19 protein-coding genes are annotated in these 16,248 nt (G+C 65.5%); 8 read left to right on the top strand and 11 right to left on the bottom strand.

Going from position 1 to position 16,248, the window contains the following annotated elements; translation table 11 throughout:
* The first annotated feature begins 11 nt into the window (after window positions 1-11).
* On the top strand, window positions 12-1,463 hold the full coding sequence (locus tag CH249_RS08560; RefSeq protein WP_094683078.1) for an aldehyde dehydrogenase family protein: 1,452 nt from the start codon (window positions 12-14) through the stop codon (window positions 1,461-1,463).
* Between the two features lie 45 nt (window positions 1,464-1,508).
* Here CH249_RS08560 and CH249_RS08555 read toward each other — a convergent pair whose 3' ends face one another.
* Together CH249_RS08555 and CH249_RS08550 are read right to left on the bottom strand one after the other, a co-directional pair.
* Window positions 1,509-1,790, bottom strand: coding sequence for a hypothetical protein (locus CH249_RS08555; protein WP_094646687.1), 282 nt, complete (start codon window positions 1,788-1,790; stop codon window positions 1,509-1,511).
* Between the two features lie 98 nt (window positions 1,791-1,888).
* Window positions 1,889-2,422, bottom strand: a complete 534-nt coding sequence (locus CH249_RS08550; RefSeq protein ID WP_094646688.1) for a CGNR zinc finger domain-containing protein — start codon at window positions 2,420-2,422, stop codon at window positions 1,889-1,891.
* Between the two features lie 39 nt (window positions 2,423-2,461).
* Here CH249_RS08550 and CH249_RS08545 point away from each other — a divergent pair, with 39 nt between their 5' ends.
* Window positions 2,462-3,463 (top strand): DMT family transporter, encoded by a 1,002-nt coding sequence (locus CH249_RS08545; RefSeq protein ID WP_045198491.1) that lies wholly within the window; start codon window positions 2,462-2,464, stop codon window positions 3,461-3,463.
* Window positions 3,464-3,471: 8 nt separating this feature from the next.
* Here CH249_RS08545 and CH249_RS08540 read toward each other — a convergent pair whose 3' ends face one another.
* A complete protein-coding gene (locus tag CH249_RS08540) occupies window positions 3,472-4,116 on the bottom strand; it encodes a TetR/AcrR family transcriptional regulator (protein WP_032395220.1) in 645 nt (214 codons plus the stop codon).
* 73 nt (window positions 4,117-4,189) lie between these two features.
* Here CH249_RS08540 and CH249_RS08535 point away from each other — a divergent pair, with 73 nt between their 5' ends.
* The 3 genes from CH249_RS08535 to CH249_RS08525 are packed head-to-tail and all read left to right on the top strand — an operon-like array spanning window position 4,190 to window position 7,271.
* Window positions 4,190-5,056: an SDR family oxidoreductase gene (locus CH249_RS08535; RefSeq protein ID WP_045198492.1), complete on the top strand. Its 867-nt coding sequence runs from the start codon at window positions 4,190-4,192 to the stop codon at window positions 5,054-5,056.
* Window positions 5,057-5,083: 27 nt separating this feature from the next.
* The gene (locus tag CH249_RS08530) at window positions 5,084-6,574 is read left to right on the top strand and encodes an NAD(P)/FAD-dependent oxidoreductase (protein WP_094628674.1); all 1,491 of its coding nucleotides are present in this window, start codon (window positions 5,084-5,086) and stop codon (window positions 6,572-6,574) included.
* Between the two features lie 37 nt (window positions 6,575-6,611).
* Complete coding sequence (locus CH249_RS08525; RefSeq protein ID WP_094646737.1) at window positions 6,612-7,271, top strand: NADPH-dependent F420 reductase; 660 nt, start codon at window positions 6,612-6,614, stop codon at window positions 7,269-7,271.
* 14 nt (window positions 7,272-7,285) lie between these two features.
* On the opposite strand, the gene CH249_RS08520 is transcribed toward CH249_RS08525, so the two are convergent.
* From CH249_RS08520 to CH249_RS08500, 5 genes are all read right to left on the bottom strand, one after another.
* Complete coding sequence (locus CH249_RS08520) at window positions 7,286-7,567, bottom strand: protealysin inhibitor emfourin (RefSeq protein WP_052049464.1); 282 nt, start codon at window positions 7,565-7,567, stop codon at window positions 7,286-7,288.
* 10 nt (window positions 7,568-7,577) lie between these two features.
* Window positions 7,578-8,630, bottom strand: a complete 1,053-nt coding sequence (locus CH249_RS08515) for a M4 family metallopeptidase (protein WP_032395217.1) — start codon at window positions 8,628-8,630, stop codon at window positions 7,578-7,580.
* Between the two features lie 94 nt (window positions 8,631-8,724).
* Entirely contained in the window at window positions 8,725-9,474 is a 750-nt protein-coding gene (gene surE, locus CH249_RS08510; RefSeq protein WP_032395216.1) for a 5'/3'-nucleotidase SurE, read from the bottom strand.
* Complete coding sequence (locus tag CH249_RS08505) at window positions 9,471-10,424, bottom strand: 1-phosphofructokinase family hexose kinase (protein ID WP_094646689.1); 954 nt, start codon at window positions 10,422-10,424, stop codon at window positions 9,471-9,473. The genes surE and CH249_RS08505 overlap by 4 nt, the downstream gene beginning before the upstream one ends.
* Window positions 10,425-10,468: 44 nt before the next feature.
* On the bottom strand, window positions 10,469-12,142 hold the full coding sequence (locus tag CH249_RS08500; RefSeq protein ID WP_032395214.1) for a phospholipase D-like domain-containing protein: 1,674 nt from the start codon (window positions 12,140-12,142) through the stop codon (window positions 10,469-10,471).
* Window positions 12,143-12,196: 54 nt separating this feature from the next.
* On the opposite strand from CH249_RS08500, the gene CH249_RS08495 reads away from it, so the two are divergent.
* Window positions 12,197-13,045 carry an aldo/keto reductase gene (locus tag CH249_RS08495; RefSeq protein ID WP_094646690.1) on the top strand — a complete coding sequence of 283 codons (849 nt, stop codon included), beginning with the start codon at window positions 12,197-12,199 and terminating at the stop codon, window positions 13,043-13,045.
* A 68-nt stretch (window positions 13,046-13,113) separates the two neighbouring features.
* On the opposite strand, the gene CH249_RS08490 is transcribed toward CH249_RS08495, so the two are convergent.
* Together CH249_RS08490 and CH249_RS08485 are read right to left on the bottom strand one after the other, a co-directional pair.
* Window positions 13,114-13,755 carry a 3-oxoacid CoA-transferase subunit B gene (locus CH249_RS08490; RefSeq protein WP_094646691.1) on the bottom strand — a complete coding sequence of 214 codons (642 nt, stop codon included), beginning with the start codon at window positions 13,753-13,755 and terminating at the stop codon, window positions 13,114-13,116.
* A complete protein-coding gene (locus tag CH249_RS08485; protein ID WP_045198502.1) occupies window positions 13,752-14,513 on the bottom strand; it encodes a CoA transferase subunit A in 762 nt (253 codons plus the stop codon). Before CH249_RS08485 ends, CH249_RS08490 begins: the two co-directional genes overlap by 4 nt.
* Window positions 14,514-14,656: 143 nt before the next feature.
* Here CH249_RS08485 and CH249_RS08480 point away from each other — a divergent pair, with 143 nt between their 5' ends.
* Window positions 14,657-15,439: an IclR family transcriptional regulator gene (locus tag CH249_RS08480; RefSeq protein WP_179272853.1), complete on the top strand. Its 783-nt coding sequence runs from the start codon at window positions 14,657-14,659 to the stop codon at window positions 15,437-15,439.
* Here the strand turns inward: CH249_RS08480 and CH249_RS08475 are convergent.
* Window positions 15,436-15,708, bottom strand: coding sequence for a hypothetical protein (locus CH249_RS08475; protein WP_179272852.1), 273 nt, complete (start codon window positions 15,706-15,708; stop codon window positions 15,436-15,438). The two genes, CH249_RS08480 and CH249_RS08475, sit on opposite strands and share 4 nt — an antisense overlap.
* A gap of 141 nt (window positions 15,709-15,849) precedes the next feature.
* Between CH249_RS08475 and CH249_RS08470 the strand changes: the two genes are divergently transcribed.
* A partial coding sequence (locus tag CH249_RS08470; RefSeq protein WP_179273216.1) for a DUF222 domain-containing protein occupies window positions 15,850-16,248 on the top strand: 399 nt, incomplete at its 3' end.

The following is a 16,248-nucleotide window of genomic DNA, read 5'->3' as shown; positions in this document are numbered from 1 at the left end:
GCAGGACTGACATGGCGAACACACAGGCGTGGACGGCAAAGATCTTCGACGGCGGATGGGTGGACGGCGGTGGTGGAACCCTCGACGTGACCGCGCCGTCCGACGGGTCGGTCGTGGCCACCGTCGGTGCCGCCGACGTCGCCGACCTCGATCGAGCAGTCGCGAAAGCTGCACGTGTGCAGAAGGAATGGGCCGCCAAGCCGTACACCGAGCGAGCGTCGGTCATGACGAGGGCCGCGGAGCTTCTCGCGGACGATCCCGAGCGTCTGACGCGGTGGTTGGTTCCCGAATCGGGATCGAGTCACGGCAAGGCGGGGGCCGAGATCGGACTGGTTCTCGCCGAGCTGACCGAGGCCGCCGCTCTCGCGTCGCAGCCCTACGGGCAGGTGCTGCGGAGCGCGAAATCGCGTTTCTCGGTGGGCCGTTACGTTCCGATGGGCGTCGTCGGCGTGATCAGTCCGTTCAACTTCCCCTCGGTACTGTCCATGCGGTCGGTCGCACCTGCTCTGGCCGTCGGCAATGCCGTCGTTCTCAAACCCGATCCTCGAACGCCGATTTCGGGTGGTCTGATCCTCGCCGAGATCTTCGCCGAAGCAGGCCTGCCGGACGGTCTGTTGCACGTACTGCCCTCGGGTGTCGATGTGGGAGCCGCTCTCGTCTCGCACCCCGATGTCCCGTGCATCTCGTTCACCGGGTCCACGGCAGCCGGCCGGCGAATCGCGGAAGCTGCAGCGCCACTACTGAAGAAGGTCCACCTCGAACTCGGCGGGAACAACGCGTTCCTCGTGCTGCCCGACGCAGACATCGAGGCCGCCGCATCGGCGGGCGCATGGGGATCGTTCCTGCACCAGGGGCAGATCTGCATGGCGTCGGGCCGGCACCTCGTTCCCGAGCATCTCGCCGAGCAGTACACCGCGGAGCTTGCGAAGATCGCTGCACGCATCACCGTCGGAGACCCGACCGACCCGTCGAATGCGTTGGGGCCCATCATCGACGAGAACCAACTGAAGCGAGTCGACGGCATCGTGCAGTCCACGGTGACGGCCGGTGCCGAACTGGCTGCAGGCGGAACGTTCGACGGTCTCCACTATCGGCCGACCGTGCTCGGCAACGTGCCGAAGGATTCGCCGGCGTTCACCGAGGAGATCTTCGGCCCAGTCGCACCCATCACCACGTACCGCACCGTGGACGAGGCGATCGAGATCATCAATTCATCGGAATACGGCCTGTCCGTTGCGATCGTCACCGCGAATCCGTTCGCGGCGTACGAGTTGGCGGACCGAATCCGTTCCGGCGCAGTGCACATCAACGATCAGACGGTCGACGACGAGGCGGTCGCTCCGTTCGGTGGCGTGAAGGCCTCGGGTTCGGGTGGGCACTTCGGCACCACCGTCAACCTCGACACCTTCTGTGACCTGCAGTGGGTCACGATGCAGTCGGACATCCAGAGATATCCGTTCTGAGCCCCACAGCCGTTTCGAACCTGCAGCGGCCCCGCATCCAGTGCTCTACTCGCGGTGTGGGGTCCGCTCGCCGGTGTTGGGGTCGACGTCGAACAGTTCGTCGGTGTGGTCCGGCGCGTAGACGAACTGCGTGGACTCGCTGGATCGACGACGAGCGCCCTCGCGTACGGCCAGATATCCGCCGGCGAACAGCGCGATTATCGCGATGCCCGCAACGATGGCCCAACCCTCGAAGCCGCCGGCCAATGCGGCGATCAGGCCGCCGATTGAGGCAATTCCGGCAAAGATCAGTACGACGGCCAACATGTTGACGACAGCTCTGGACATGCTTGATACGGGAGGCCTTTTCTCGACCATGGGAGTAATTCCTTTCGATCAGTTCGATCGTGGAATACCCGAAAGCCGATCGACTAAGCCCCGCGGTCCTACTGGGCCTTGCGCGCTCGATACGCAGCAACCGCCGCGCGGTTGCCGCACGTGGTGCTGCAGAACCGACGCGACCGGTTGCGTGAGAGGTCGAGCACCAGCCCGTTGCAGTCCGGATCGGCGCAGACGTCGAAGCGCGAGAGCTCGTCTGCCCGGATGACGTCGATCATGGCCATCGCGGTCTCGACCACGATGCGGGTCACGAGGGGACTGTCGTCGGCGACGGCATGGACGTGCCAGTCGAGATCTCCGTGACGAACCAGTCGGGGCAGGGCCGAGGACTCGGCCAGCAATCGGTTGACCTCGACCACCGCGTCGTCGCGGCTGCTGGTCAGCAGTGCGCGCAGGGTCGGCCGCAGTGCCCGCACCGCTTCTAGCTCGGCGTCGTCGCCGTCGAACCGGCCGGAGTACCCCTGTTCGGTGAAGAACTCGGCGAGCTGCTCCCGCGTGGTCAGCGTGTCCGGGTCCTCGGCCGAATTGACCAAGGCCACGGCGGACAGCAACGACAATTCCGCGTCATGAGCAAAAAGCATGTTGACACCTTACCAAGTCACTCCCTACTGTCACATGTCATGACGGCTTACACTCATGACGCGCAGGTAGATCTCGCGGCCACCCACGACGCTGCGGCGCGGTCGCGTCGACTCTCGGGACTCGGTTTCGCGCTGCTCTCGGCGGCGTCCTTCGGCCTCTCCGGGTCGCTCGCGACGGGACTGCTCGACGCCGGCTGGACGGCCGGGGCTGCGGTGACCGCGCGAATCCTGCTGGCGGCGGCCGTCCTGCTGATTCCGTCGATTCTCGCGTTGCGTGGGCGATGGAGCCTGCTGGCGAAGAACTGGAAGCTGCTGCTCGCCTACGGAGCTTTTGCGGTGGCAGGCTGCCAGCTCGCGTTCTTCAACGCCGTCGGACGGATGGAGGTGGGGGTGGCGCTGCTGATCGAGTTCACCTCGCCTGTGGCCGTCATCGGCTGGATGTGGTTCCGTCACCAACAGCGACCGGGTCGGCTGACCGTGGTGGGCGCACTGCTGGCCGCGATGGGTCTGGTGCTCGTGCTCGACCTGATCTCCGGTGCCGACGTCGACACCGTCGGTGTGCTGTGGGCGCTGGGCTCGATGGCCGGTGCGGCCGTCTACTGGGTGCTGTCGGCGGACGAGAGCAACGGACTCCCGCCGATCGTGCTCGCCGGGGCCGGCCTGCTCACCGGTGGTCTCATCCTGTTGGTCGCAGGGCTGATCGGTATCGTACCGTTCGCCGCCCCGCTCACCGATGTCACCTTCGTCGATGCGGTTGTGCCGTGGTGGGTCCCGATCATCGGCCTCGGCGTCGTGACGGCCGCACTGGCCTACGTCCTCGGGATCGCCGCGGGCCGACGCCTCGGGTCACGGTTGGCGTCGTTCATGGGATTGATGGAAGTCGTTGCCGCACTTGTGTTCGCGTGGTTGCTGCTCGGTCAGGCTCCGGCACCGATCCAATTGGCCGGTGGCGCACTGGTTCTGCTCGGCGTGGTCGTCGTCAAGTCCGGCGAGCGAGCCACGGCGGAGGAGCCGGTGGAGCCGCTGCAGAGCAGGCCGTGACCTGACGCTCAACCGTCGACGCGGCCGAAGACCACTGCGGCCAGGATGGTGTGGGCGCTGGCGATCACCGAATCCAACGGTTCGCGCTCGGGAGAGAGCAGCCATTGTTGGGCGATGGTGAGGACCGCGCCCACCAGGCCCATGGCCAGTGTTCGACGGTTCGGCCCGGCGAGCCCGTGGCCGGAACCGACCGCCTCGGCCACCTGGAGCACGGTCTCCGAGAACGAGGTCGTGGTCTTGCGGTAGAGCGCATCGACGGTGGACGAGACCCCGAGAATCTCGACGAAGGCGATGCGCGCAGATTTCGGATTCTCGGCGACGAAGGTGAAGAAGCCGGTGAGAGCGGCTCGAAGCACCTGCTCGGTGGAGTCGGCCTCGGCGGCGGCACCGGCCAGGATGTTCTCGCGCATGGCGTCGGTGGCGCGGGCGTAGGTCGCCATCAGCAGGTCCTCGCTGTTGGTGAAGGACTCGTAGAAGTAGCGCTTGGTCAGGCCCGCCTCGCTGCACACCTTCTCCACGGTTGCGGTCCGGTAGCCGGTGGTGCCGAAGACTTCGACGGCTGCGTCGAGCAGGCGAATCCGACGCTCCTGCTGCCGCTGCCGAGGATCGGCACCTCGGTAGGTGCGGCCGACTTCACTGTGAGGGATGGTCACAGACAGATCTTGACACCGCTCGGTATCAGATGCAAAGTGTTCGCAGACAAGCATTCCGATGGAGGGGGAGCACATGGCGGCGTCGACGCTACGGAACAAGGTCGTTCTGATCACCGGGGCGGCACGGGGGATCGGTGCCGCGACCGCGCGGGCGCTCGCCGGCCGAGGTGCCCAGCTGATCCTCGTCGATGTCGACGAAGCCCCGCTCCGTGAGGTCGCGGCCCAGTTGAAGGCAACCGCGTTCGTCGCCGACGTCCGGAACCTCGACGACATGCAGCGGGCCGTCGACGGCGGAATCGAGGCGTACGGCGGCATCGACCTGGTGCTCGCGAACGCCGGAATCGCCAGCTACGGATCGATCATGCAGGTCGATCCCGCCACGTTCCAACGTGTCATGGACATCAACGTGATGGGCGTGTTCAACACCGTCCGCGCTGCGCTGCCGTCGCTCATCGAACGCAACGGCTACATCCTCGTCGTCTCCTCGCTCGCGGCGTTCACCCCGTGCCCCGGCCTGGCCGCGTACAACGCCAGTAAGGCTGCAGCAGAACACTTTGCGAATGCGCTCCGGCTCGAGGTCAACTACCGAGGCGTCGACGTCGGCTCGGCACACATGGCCTGGATCGATACGCCGATGGTGCAGGACGCCAAGTCCGACCTCACCGCATTCCAGGATCTGCTCGCGGTGCTCCCGGGCCCGCTGGGCAAGACGATGACCGTCGACCAGTGCGTCGACGCCTTCGTCGACGGCCTGGCCAAGCGCAAGCGTCGCGTCTACGTGCCGCGGTGGGTGGGAGCAGCGTCGTGGTTCAAAGCCGTCATCACCTCGCGGGTCGGCGATCGCAGCATGCTCGAACACGTGCCGACGATCCTGCCGAAGATGGACGAGGAAGTGGCCCGCCTCGGCAGGTCCGAGAGCGCTCGCAACAAGACCAGCTGATCGAAAGACATCGAAGGAATCGTTGACATGACTGCCGTACTGCCCACTCCCGAGGTCGACGTCCTCATCATCGGTGCCGGCCTGTCCGGGATCGGTGCCGCGCGCCACCTCGGGCACGATCTGCCCGGCAAGACCTACGCAATTCTCGAGAGCCGCGGTGCTATCGGGGGAACGTGGGATCTGTTCCGCTACCCCGGGATTCGCTCCGACTCCGACATGTACACCCTCGGATACAGCTTCAAGCCGTGGATGGGGGAGAAATCCATCGCCGACGGCACCGATATCCGCAACTACATCGTCGAGACCGCGCGAGAAGCAGGCGTCGAGAAGCACATCCGGTTCCATCACAAGGTCGTCGCTCTCGAATGGTCGTCCGAGCAGCAGTTCTGGACGGTGACCGCGCATCGAAGCGATACGAACGAGACGGTCACGGTCACCGCGTCGTTCGTGTTCTCCTGCAGCGGCTACTACGACTACGACAAGGGCTTCAGTCCCGAGTTCGCCGGACAGGACAAGTTCGGCGGCCAGGTGATCCACCCGCAGCACTGGCCCGAGGATCTGGACTGGTCGGGCAAGAAGATCGTCGTGATCGGCAGTGGTGCCACGGCAATCACGTTAGCCCCCAATCTGGCTCGTGATGCCGAGCACGTCACGTTGCTGCAGCGCTCGCCCAGCTACGTCCTCTCGCTTCCGTCGCAGGATCCGATTGCGCTGACCCTTCGCAAGCGCCTGCCGAAGAAATTGGCGTACAGCGCCACTCGGCTCAAGAACGTATCCATGGCGATGCTGATCTACACCCTGAGCCAGAAGTACCCGGAGTTCATGAAGAAGCGGATCCGGACGATGCAGGAAGGGTGGCTGCCGAAGGGATACGACCTCGACACCCACTTCACCCCGTCCTACAACCCGTGGGATCAGCGGCTGTGCCTGGTGCCCGACAACGATCTGTTTCGCTCGATTCGCAAAGACGAGGTCTCGATCGTCACCGACCACATCGACACGTTCACCGAGACCGGACTGAAGCTGAAGTCCGGCCAGCACCTCGATGCCGATATCGTCGTCACCGCAACGGGATTGAATCTGTCTGCATTGGGCGGCGCGACGTTCCGCGTCGACGGCAAGGACGTCGACCTGCCCAGCACCATGGCCTACAAGGGCATGATGCTCACCGGTATCCCGAACTTCGCCTTCGTCGTCGGATACACCAACGCCTCGTGGACGCTCAAAGCCGACATGGTCTCGAACTACGTGATGCGACTGCTCGCGCACATGGACGAGAAGGGATACAGCACCGTCGAACTCGAGCGCGACCCGTCCATCGACGAAGAACCGTTCCTCGACTTCGCCGCGGGCTACGTTCTGCGGGCGGTGGACAACTTCCCCAGGCAGGGCAGCGAGACCCCGTGGAAGCTGCGCATGAACTACTTCCGCGACCTTCCGGTACTGCGCTACGGCAAGGTGGTGGACAAGGCCATGAAGTTCGGCCGTCCGCGCGCGAAGGTCTCGATCGGATCCTGACGGGAATTGTTTCGGGTCGAGTGTGTTGGTTCTCGATATGAAAATTGGAATCATCGGAAGTGGACTGATCGGCGGCACCCTCGTTCGGCGTTGGGCGGCGCTCGGTCACGAGATCAGATTCTCGAATTCACGTGACCCGGAAACGCTGGCGGACCTGGCAGCGGAGACCGGAGCGACGGCCGTCTGGGCCGCGGAGGCCGCGCAGGACGCAGACCTGGTGCTGCTGAGCATTCCGCAGAAGAACGTTCCCGATCTCGCTCCGGGAATTGCTTCCGCCCGCAAGCCCGGGGCCCCGATCATCGAGACCAACAACTACTACCCGCAGCAGCGGGACGGGTTGATCGAGGACATCGAGGGTGGGACGCCCGAAAGCGTGTGGGTCTCTCAGCAACTCGGCGAGCCGGTCATCAAGGCGTTCAACGGAATCTGGTACAAGCACCTGCTCGAGAAGGGTGTGCCCGCTGGGACCAGAGGTCGAATCGCACTACCGATCGCAGGCGACGACGACGATTCGAAGAAGCTGGTCTTCTCGGTCATCGACGAGCTCGGATTCGACCCCGTCGACGGCGGAACCCTCGCCCAGTCGTGGCGTCAGCAGCCGGGAACGCCGTCGTACGGCAAGGACTTCGGAATCGACGCTCTCGTCGAGGCGCTGGGTCAGGCGACCGACGAACGCAGTGCGGAGTGGAAGGCCTGAACGAGGTTCTCGCGCTACCGGACGCGACCCTCGCGGAGTGTGCGCTCCGCGAGGTCGCGTAGCGGGCCGGTCAGGCTGGAATCGCCCACCCGGCACGAGTGCTCACCCACCGACACACTCCACACGAAGGTGTCGCGGGCGTTGGACTCGGCCGGATCGGCGGCCTGCTGATCGGCGATGTACGGCTGCGCGGCCTCGACCAACGACTGCCATTCCGGCTCGTCGGTCTCGACGACGCCGCGCTTGGACATCCCGGCGACACCACCGGTTCGCAGTACCTCGATGCGCAGGCTCATCTGCTCTCGATCACACCCGATCGTCGCTCGGCTTCGGTAGGGACTCGAGCCCTGTTGTCTTCACCCCCACGGTAGACCAACCCGTGGCCACGGCCTCGGCAACGTCGGAACCGGCTCCGAATCGCTTGGTTGCTGCGGCGAGGGTCGCGGCCGAGAACCCGGCGAAATCGACTGTCGGGGACAGTCCGCCGACGGTCATCGTGTCGAACCACACCTGCCCGATGCGGTCCCAGGCCGGACCGCCGAGCGTGGTGGCCGCAACGGCGAACGCACGGTTCGGGATACCCGAATTGATGTGCACGCCACCGTCGTCCTCGGTGGTGACGACGAAATCGTCCATGCTGGCCGGCTGCGGATCCTTGCCGAGCACGTCGTCGTCGTAGGCGGTTCCGGGCTCGAGCAGCGAGCGCAACGCCTTACCTTGCACTGCAGGCAGGAACAGGCCTTCGCCGATCAGCCACGAGGCGTCCTCGGCGTTCTGCCCGGCCGTGTACTGCTCGACCAATGCGCCGAACACATCGGAGATCGACTCGTTCAGCGCGCCGGCTTGGTCCTTGTACTCGAGCGGGGTGGTGTACTGCGTGAACCCGTGCGCGAGTTCGTGTGCGATGACGCCGAGCGAGACGGTGAATCGAGCGAACACCTCACCGTCACCGTCGCCGAACACCATGCGCGAGCCGTCCCAGAACGCGTTGTCGTAGTCCTGGCCGTAGTGCACGGTCGCGTCGAGGGGCAGGCCGCTTCCGTCGAGACTCGAGTAGCCGTAGACCTCGTCGAAGAACGCGTATGTGGCACCGAGGCCGTCGTACGCCTCGTCGGTCGCGGCATCGCCCGTGGGATCCTCGCCCTCGGCACGTACCTGCCGGCCGGGTAGATCACGAGTGGACTGCGCGTCGGAGATCGTGCGCTCGAGCGTGCCGCCGGTGCGCGGGGCGATGGCGGTGCGAGCCTGCACCACCTCGCGGCCTGCGCGCATCTCACGATCGGCGAGCAGAGTGGCGCGAGCACCCGGCCCCTGCAGCCGCTCGAGCAGAAACGGTGGAACTACAGAATGAAACGTCATACGCGGTGACCCCCTAGGTCCGTGGCATGTGCGGTGATGGTTCCCAGTGTGCACGAGCTCACCGACACATCTCGGTGAGCTCGAACGAAACAGGTCAGCCGCGCATCGCAGACAGGTCGATTCCCTCCACCTCGCTGGGCGGACGGATCGCCGTCAACGTCGCCCAGTTGCGGGCCAACAGCGACGCGTCGGAATCGTCGTCCTCGGCTCGGATCTCGTCGAAACGAACGGTGACGAAATCCTCCCCGCGATCGCCTATTTCGGCCTGGACCGCGCCGTAGCGGGCCAGAGATGCGGGCACGATTCCCGCCAACTCCGCGAGCGGAACGTCCGGGACGTTGACGTTGACGACGGCATCGGACGGGCCGTGGGACATCATCCACGTCACCGCGATGCGGGCCACGTGCTCGGCCGTCGCCCAATGGGTAGGCTCCGTGGCGATCGACGACAGCGCCATTGCCGGGACCCGATGCGTCAGTGCCGTCAACGCGGCTCCGACCGTGCCCGAATGCAGTACGGCGGCACCGGTGTTCGGTCCGTGATTGATTCCGGAGAGCACCAGATCCGGGGGGTCGCCGAACGCCCCGCGGGTGGCCACGAACGCGATGAGAGCGGGTGACGCCTGCACCGCGTATGCCGGGACGTCGGGAAGACCGGCAATGGCGACGGATCCGATACCGAGGTGATCGTCGACGCCCATGCCCGTCAAGGACGCGCTGGCCCCGCTGCGCTCCTCGTGCGGCGCGGCGACGACGACGTCGAGACCGGCTTCCACTGCCACGCGTGCGAGCAGGGCGATGCCCTCACTGGATACGCCGTCGTCGTTGGTGATCAGGGCTCTCATTTCTTGCCTGCCTTCTCGTACGGACGAACCTCCACCGCTTCGGTGAGGCCGAGAACCAGGTCGCGTCGCCCGCTACCGAGGCCACGGCGCGTGACGTTGGCCGTGCCCGCTCCACCGCCGAGTCGCAACGCCTCGGGGACCGACAGTCCCTGAGCCAGCCCCGCGGCGATGCCTGCACTCATCGAATCGCCTGCTCCGTGGTGATCGACCATGCGCAGCCCCGGCGTGACGATCTCGAGCACGTCGCCGTCGACCAGCGCCAGGGCCGGATCTCCGGCCCGCGAGATCACGACGATCTCCGCGCCGTCGTCGTGCATCTGCCGCATCGAATCGATCAGGTGCGCCGGGTCCTCGGACTCGGCCCGGCCGTCGGCGATGAGGTCCTCGTGGCTGACCTTGAGCACCGTCAGGCCGCCGGCGAGCGCGGCGATCATGGTCGGTCCGGAGAGGTCGGCCACCACCGTCTTGCCCAGGGCGGTGAGGTCCGCGCACAGCCGCTCGTACACCTCGGGCGGAACGATGTCGTCTTCGTGCGGTCCGCCCAGAATGGCGACGTCGCTGCGGGCACCGGCGGCGAGGGCGGCGCTGAACAGGTCGTCGAGGGCGTGCCGGGCCAGCGGCGGCGGGTCGACAGTGGCCAGGATCTCGCGCTCACCGCTGCGGCGATCGTGAACGTACGAGCCGCTCTCCTGGCCGATGTCGACCGAGACGACGGTGATGCCCTCCCGCTCGACGATGTCGCGAAGAATGCCCCCGATCTCGCCGCCGAACACTCCCGTCAGTGTCACGTCGAGGCCGAGCACCGTGGCCATCCGGGCGATCCAATGGCCTTGGCCGCCTGCGTGCACGTGCAGTTCGGTGTTGCCGTTGGGGGCTCGGTCGAGGGTCACCGTCAACAGTGGGGATGGGGCGAAGACGAGAGCACTGAGTTCGCGAGGGGAGGGAGACATCGAGGGCGAATGCCCGATATGTCAGGTCCGAAACGGCAAGCACGTCAGAAGCGACGACGCAGGCGCATTCCGATCGGGCGGCCGTCGGGGTCGACGAACAGCCGGTACGCGAACGCAGCGAGTCGCTGCTGCCAGACCGGCGGCACGGAGATCTCGTGTCGGCGCAGCCTGCCGGTCGGGCGCGGGCCCGAGGACGGGTTGCGGTGCCATTCGTCGAGTGCCGTCGCACAGGCCGAGATCGCATCGAAGAACTGCTGTGGATCCACCAGGTCGGCGTCGTCACCATCGGCCCGGCCGAGGTGTTCGCGAATGAGCTCCAGGCGCAGGTTGCGGGCATGGGTACGGGCACCGTCGCCCAGGCCTGCGGGGTCGAGGGGCTCGCGGGTGTCGCGTTCTTCGTCGACGATGGCCGCCGTCAGCTCCGAATCATGGGTCCACGAACGACGATTGAAGTTGTCCGAGCCCACCGCGGTCCACACGTCGTCGATGATGCAGACCTTCGAGTGCACGTACACAGGTATTCCGCGGTCGTTCTCGATGTCGAGAACCAGTACGCGATCACCGCCGGCAGCGCGGATGACCTCGAGCGCGGCCGAGTGCCCCAGCAGCGCAGAGGGAATGGTGAGTGCGCTGTCGTCGTCGAGGTGCTTGGGAACCACCACCACCAGCTTCAGGTTCGGCTTGCGACGCAACGCAACCGCGAACACGCGGGCGACATCGACCGACCACAGGTACTGATCCTCGATGTAGATCAATTCGGTGGCGCGGTCGAGTGCCTTGGCGTACGCCCGGGCTGCACTGCGCTCGCCCTTGGTCGCGAACGGGTAGGCGGGACGCCGCCTGGGGTAGGTGCGCAACAGCTGCACCGAGCACGTGCCCCGAGGTTCCGGAGCCGGTGCCGCAGGCGGCAGTTCCGACGGCTCACGCGTCACGCCTCGGATCATGTCGGGTATCGCGTGCCAGGGCAGTCGGGACAGGGCTGCGGGATCCTCCCACCGCTCGCGAAAGACGTCCTCGACGTCCCGCACCGCCGGGCCCTCGAGCTGCACCTGCACGTCGTGCCAGGCCGGGATCTCCCCGTACTCGGGCGGGAAGGGGCGTGAGATCGGATCACCGAAATGATCGGCGTCGTCGCGTCGGGCACGGGCCAGGTCGATCCCGCCGACGAACGCGATGTCGGGCAGATCTTTCCTGCCGTACCGCACGACCACGAACTTCTGGTGGTGGCTTCCGGTCACCAGCACGCGCTGGTCGAGGATCACCTCACCACCGGCCTCCTCGAGGCGAAGGGCGAGCTTGCGATTCTTCGGTCCGGTGAAACCGAGCGTCTCGATGTGCGAGCGCCACACCATGCCTTTGACGACACCACCGCGGTGCGCGACGTCGGCGAGTGCATCCTCGACGGTCACGCCGTCGTCGGTGAGCATCTGCTCCGGGTCGCCGCGCCAATCGGTGAAGAGCACCAGATCGTCGCGCTCGGTCTTCTCGAGCGCCTTCGCCAACGCCGCGAAGTACGTCTTGCCGTGCACGAGATTCTGGACGCGGTTGCCCTCCGTCCAGGCCGTGATTCGAGTGTCGTCGTTGCCGCGTTCGGTGGCAGTGAGGAACCACGGATGAGCGGGGTCGAAGTGCCGCTCCGGAGAGATCAAGGCTGAGGAGGATCGGCCGAGGCTTTCGGAGACACGGTCGACGACGCGCCGGATGCGCTGCACTATCACGACCGCATCATTTCATCCGGTTTGAAGCACCGAGAGGGCGGGCACCCGAGCGTCATGACTCAGGTACCCAACGTCACGCTCAGAAACGGCAAGCAGATCCCGCAGCTCGGTTTCGGCGTGTTCCAGATCGATCCCGACGAGACGGCGAAGGCTGTCGAAACGGCACTAGAAATCGGCTACCGCCATATCGACACGGCCGAGATGTACGGCAACGAGAAGCAGGTCGGCGAAGGTATTCGCAATTCCGGCCTCGACCGCGAGTCGGTCTTCGTCACCAGCAAGCTCAACAACGGCTTCCACAAGCCCGACGACGCGCGAACGGCATTCGACAAGACCCTCAGCGACCTCGGAACCGACTACGTGGACCTCTTTCTGATCCACTGGCCGCTCCCGACTCGCTACGACGGCGACTTCGTCTCCACCTGGAAGACGTTGGAGGAGTTCGTCGCCGACGGGCGCGCCCACAACATCGGCGTATCCAACTTCCAGCCCGCCCACCTCGACCGGTTGGCGGAGGAGACCGAGACTGTCCCCGCGGTGAACCAGATCGAGGTGCACCCGTACTTCGTCAACAACGACGTGTGGGCCTACGGCCGTGAGCACGCCATCCCCACCGAGGCGTGGTCGCCGATCGCTCAGGGCAACGTTCTCGACGACCCCGAACTGAAGCGAATCGCCGACGCGACAGGCAAATCCGTCGCTCAGGTGGTGCTGCGCTGGCACATTCAGCGGGGCAACATCATCTTCCCGAAGTCGGTGACGCCGGAGCGTGTCAAGGCCAACTTCGAGATCTTCGACTTCGAGCTCAGCTCCGCCGACGTCGACGCCATCACGGCCCTGGACAAGGGCGAACAGGGTCGTAACGGCCCGAACCCGGACACCTTCGACATGATTCCGGACTAGATACCTCGAACTGTGGGCTCGAACGTTGTCGATACGTTCGAGCCCACAGTGGTATCACGACATCTGTGTCACGGGATCGTGAGTGCGGATCCCGTTGCGGCGGTGACCTCTTCGGAAGTGACACCGGGTGCGAGCTCGGCCAGTGCGAGGGTACCGTCGCCGACGACGTCGATGACGGCGAGGTTGGTGATGATGCGATTCACGACGCCCTGTCCGGTCAACGGCAGAGTGCAGGCGTCGAGGATCTTCGGGTTCCCGTCGCGGTCGGTGTGTTCCATGACGACGATGACGCGCCGGGCACCGTGCACGAGGTCCATCGCACCGCCCATGCCCTTGACCATCTTGCCGGGCACCATCCAGTTGGCGAGGTCGCCGGTGCGTGAGACCTGCATACCGCCCAACACGGCGGTGTCGATGTGGCCGCCGCGAATCATGCCGAAGCTCAACGACGAATCGAAGTACGCGGCACCGGGATTGACGGTGACCGTCTCCTTGCCCGCGTTGATGAGATTGGCGTCGACCTCGTCCTCGGTGGGGTACGGCCCGGTGCCGAGGATGCCGTTCTCCGAATGCAGGGTGACCTTGACCGCGTCGGTGAGGTACCCCGGGATCAACGTCGGCAGTCCGATGCCGAGATTGACGTACTCCCCGTCGACCATTTCCGCTGCGGCGCGTTCGGCCATCTGGTCGCGTGTCCACCCTGTACTCATGCTCGAACTCCTGAACTGACGGTGCGCTTTTCGATGCGCCTGTCCTGTGGCCCGGTGTGCACGACACGTTGGACGAACACTCCGGGAAGATGTACGTGGGCCGGATCGATCTCGCCCGGCTCGACGAGATTCTCGACCTGCGCGATGGTGATCTTGCCTGCCATCGCGGCGAGGGGGTTGAAGTTCATCGCCGTCTTGTCGAATACGAGATTTCCTGCGGTGTCACCGATCTCGGCGTGCACCAGTGCGAAGTCGGCATTGATGGACTCCTCGAGAACGTAGCGCTTGTCGCCGAACACCCGAGTCTCCTTGGGCGGCGACGCGATCGAGACGGATCCGTCGGCGGCGTAGCGCCACGGCATTCCGCCGTCGGCGATGGGGCTGCCCACTCCGGCCGGAGTGAAGAACGCGGGAACACCGTTGCCGCCGGCGCGAAGTCGCTCGGCGAGCGTGCCCTGCGGGGTGAGCTCGACCTCCAGTTCGCCGGCGAGGTACTGGCGGGCGAACTCCTTGTTCTCACCGACATACGACGCGGTGACACGGCGAATGCGTCCGGCTGCCAGCAGGATTCCGAGCCCGTAGCCGTCGACGCCGCAGTTGTTGGAGAACACTTCGAGCTCGGTGGCGTCGGTGTTCGCGATGGCCTCGATGAGGGCGTCGGGGATGCCGCACAATCCGAAGCCACCGACCGCGATGGTCGCTCCTCGGCCGATGTCCGCGACCGCCTCGGCGGCGGACGCGTAGGTCTTTCCAGTCACTTGCAGCTCCTGATGTGTTCGTTGAGCAAACGTTGCACCCAGTGAACCTGAGCTGTGCATTTGGATGCGGAGAATGCTGGCTTTTGCTCGTTCGGTGAACAGATGCGGGCTCGGCGTCCACTGAGTGGACGTAGTATGGGCGGGTGACCTCAGCGGAAGCCAACGCAAGTGTGATCGGCAAGATCTGTTCGTTGCTGCGCGCGGCGGGAAGCGAGGATCCGTCGGGTGCCTCGACCACCGCGCTCGCTCGGGCGACCGGTATCGCGCGACCGACTGCACATCGCCTCTTGGCGTCTCTGGCCGACCAAGGGTTCATCGACCGCGACGCCGCCACCGGCCACTGGTCACTGGGCCCGGAGATCTACCTGCTCGGGTCGATGGCGGCATTGCGCTACGACATCACCGACCAGGCTCGAAAGATAGTGCAGGCGTTGGCTGCCGAGAGCGGAGAGAGTGCGTTCCTGTCGGTCCGGCGCGGAGCGGAGACCGTGTGCCTGCTTCGAGTGGAGGGGAGCTTTCCGCTGCGTTCGCACGTGTTGTACGAGGGCATTCGGCTTCCGCTCGGGGTGGCGTCCGCAGGTCTGGCCATTCTCGCTCACCTTCCCGATCGGGAGGTGGACGAGTACCTGGGTGGAGTCGACTTGGTTCCCGAGTGGGGAGAGACGCACTCGGACAACGCGATTCGACATCGCGTGGGACTCACCAGGACAACAGGCTTCGCCGTGAACCCTGGATTGCTGGTGGAGGGCAGCTGGGGTCTCGGTGCTGCCGTGTTCGACCGTGCCGGAGGTCCTGCGTGGGCGCTGAGCCTGACGGGTGTCGAGACGCGATTCCGTGATGATCGACGACGTGAGCTGGGCAAGCTGCTGCTCGACGCCGCCCATCGACTCACCGTGCAACTGGGGGAGCGTCCCAGCCCCGGCTAACTGTCCATCTCTTCGAGAATGTCCGCGGCGTCCTGACTGCCTGCGGTGGCCAACCTCTGCAACTCCTCGCGGTCGCCGCGTTCACCGGCGAGCTCGACGAGGATGTCGACGGCATCGCTGCTGCCCGCATCGGCGAGAGAGCGGAGTTCGTCGAGGTCGTTTCGAGAACCTGCGAGTTCGACCAACTGGTCGAGGGCGTCGTGATCGCCCTCGTGTGCCCGAGCTCGCAACTCGGCCATCTCGGACGCCGTGGAATCAGGCTCGCTCATGGGGTGGAGTGTAGAACGACGCGGCGAACAATGGCAGGTCAGTCGCCTGCTGTTCGGCTCCAGCAATCTTGTCGGTGGCCCGGGTTACTGTTTTTCTTGTTCGAACAGGCGTTCTTGTTTCGGCTCACCGGGGGGTGGAAGATGGGTGCTGTACCGATCGTGTCACTGGAGGCGTTGACCGCTGCCGCGCGTGCGGAGAATCGGCAGGCGGCCCGCAAGATCACCGCCTGTTACGAGGTTCATCGGAGCTGGATCACCCACGACATCAAGTTCAAGCATTACAGCCGGTACGGGCGCACCGAAATGGCGGCCGCGTTGGGGTGCTCGGCGACGGTCGCCGAATCGTATATCTCGGTCGGCGTCGCCTTGCACACGCGATTGCCCCTGTTACGGAAAGCATTCGAGGGCGGGGAGATCGACCTTCCGCGGGTGCGGACGGTGTGCCGGATCCTCGACAACCTCTCCGACGACATCGTCACCTCCGTCGAAGCCGAGGTCGTCGAAGCAGCCCACCGGTTGTCGCCGGGTCCGCTCGAGAAG

The sequence above is a fragment of the Rhodococcus sp. 05-2255-3B1 genome, assembly GCF_002258545.1.
Taxonomy (GTDB): domain Bacteria; phylum Actinomycetota; class Actinomycetes; order Mycobacteriales; family Mycobacteriaceae; genus Rhodococcoides.
This window is presented reverse-complemented; position numbering and strand designations above follow the sequence as displayed.

Excerpts from the sequence above, each read along its gene's own strand:
- CH249_RS08505 (WP_094646689.1), bottom strand. The coding sequence starts at position 10,424 with ATGTCTCCCTCCCCTCGCGAACTCAGTGCTCTCGTCTTCGCCCCATCC.
- CH249_RS08550 (WP_094646688.1), bottom strand. The coding sequence starts at position 2,422 with ATGCTTTTTGCTCATGACGCGGAATTGTCGTTGCTGTCCGCCGTGGCC.
- surE (WP_032395216.1), bottom strand. The coding sequence starts at position 9,474 with ATGAGAGCCCTGATCACCAACGACGACGGCGTATCCAGTGAGGGCATC.
- CH249_RS08525 (WP_094646737.1), top strand. The coding sequence starts at position 6,612 with ATGAAAATTGGAATCATCGGAAGTGGACTGATCGGCGGCACCCTCGTT.
- CH249_RS08520 (WP_052049464.1), bottom strand. The coding sequence starts at position 7,567 with ATGAGCCTGCGCATCGAGGTACTGCGAACCGGTGGTGTCGCCGGGATG.
- CH249_RS08490 (WP_094646691.1), bottom strand. The coding sequence starts at position 13,755 with ATGAGTACAGGGTGGACACGCGACCAGATGGCCGAACGCGCCGCAGCG.
- CH249_RS08530 (WP_094628674.1), top strand. The coding sequence starts at position 5,084 with ATGACTGCCGTACTGCCCACTCCCGAGGTCGACGTCCTCATCATCGGT.
- CH249_RS08515 (WP_032395217.1), bottom strand. The coding sequence starts at position 8,630 with ATGACGTTTCATTCTGTAGTTCCACCGTTTCTGCTCGAGCGGCTGCAG.
- CH249_RS08495 (WP_094646690.1), top strand. The coding sequence starts at position 12,197 with ATGACTCAGGTACCCAACGTCACGCTCAGAAACGGCAAGCAGATCCCG.
- CH249_RS08560 (WP_094683078.1), top strand. The coding sequence starts at position 12 with ATGGCGAACACACAGGCGTGGACGGCAAAGATCTTCGACGGCGGATGG.
- CH249_RS08545 (WP_045198491.1), top strand. The coding sequence starts at position 2,462 with ATGACGGCTTACACTCATGACGCGCAGGTAGATCTCGCGGCCACCCAC.
- CH249_RS08555 (WP_094646687.1), bottom strand. The coding sequence starts at position 1,790 with ATGTCCAGAGCTGTCGTCAACATGTTGGCCGTCGTACTGATCTTTGCC.
- CH249_RS08535 (WP_045198492.1), top strand. The coding sequence starts at position 4,190 with ATGGCGGCGTCGACGCTACGGAACAAGGTCGTTCTGATCACCGGGGCG.
- CH249_RS08475 (WP_179272852.1), bottom strand. The coding sequence starts at position 15,708 with ATGAGCGAGCCTGATTCCACGGCGTCCGAGATGGCCGAGTTGCGAGCT.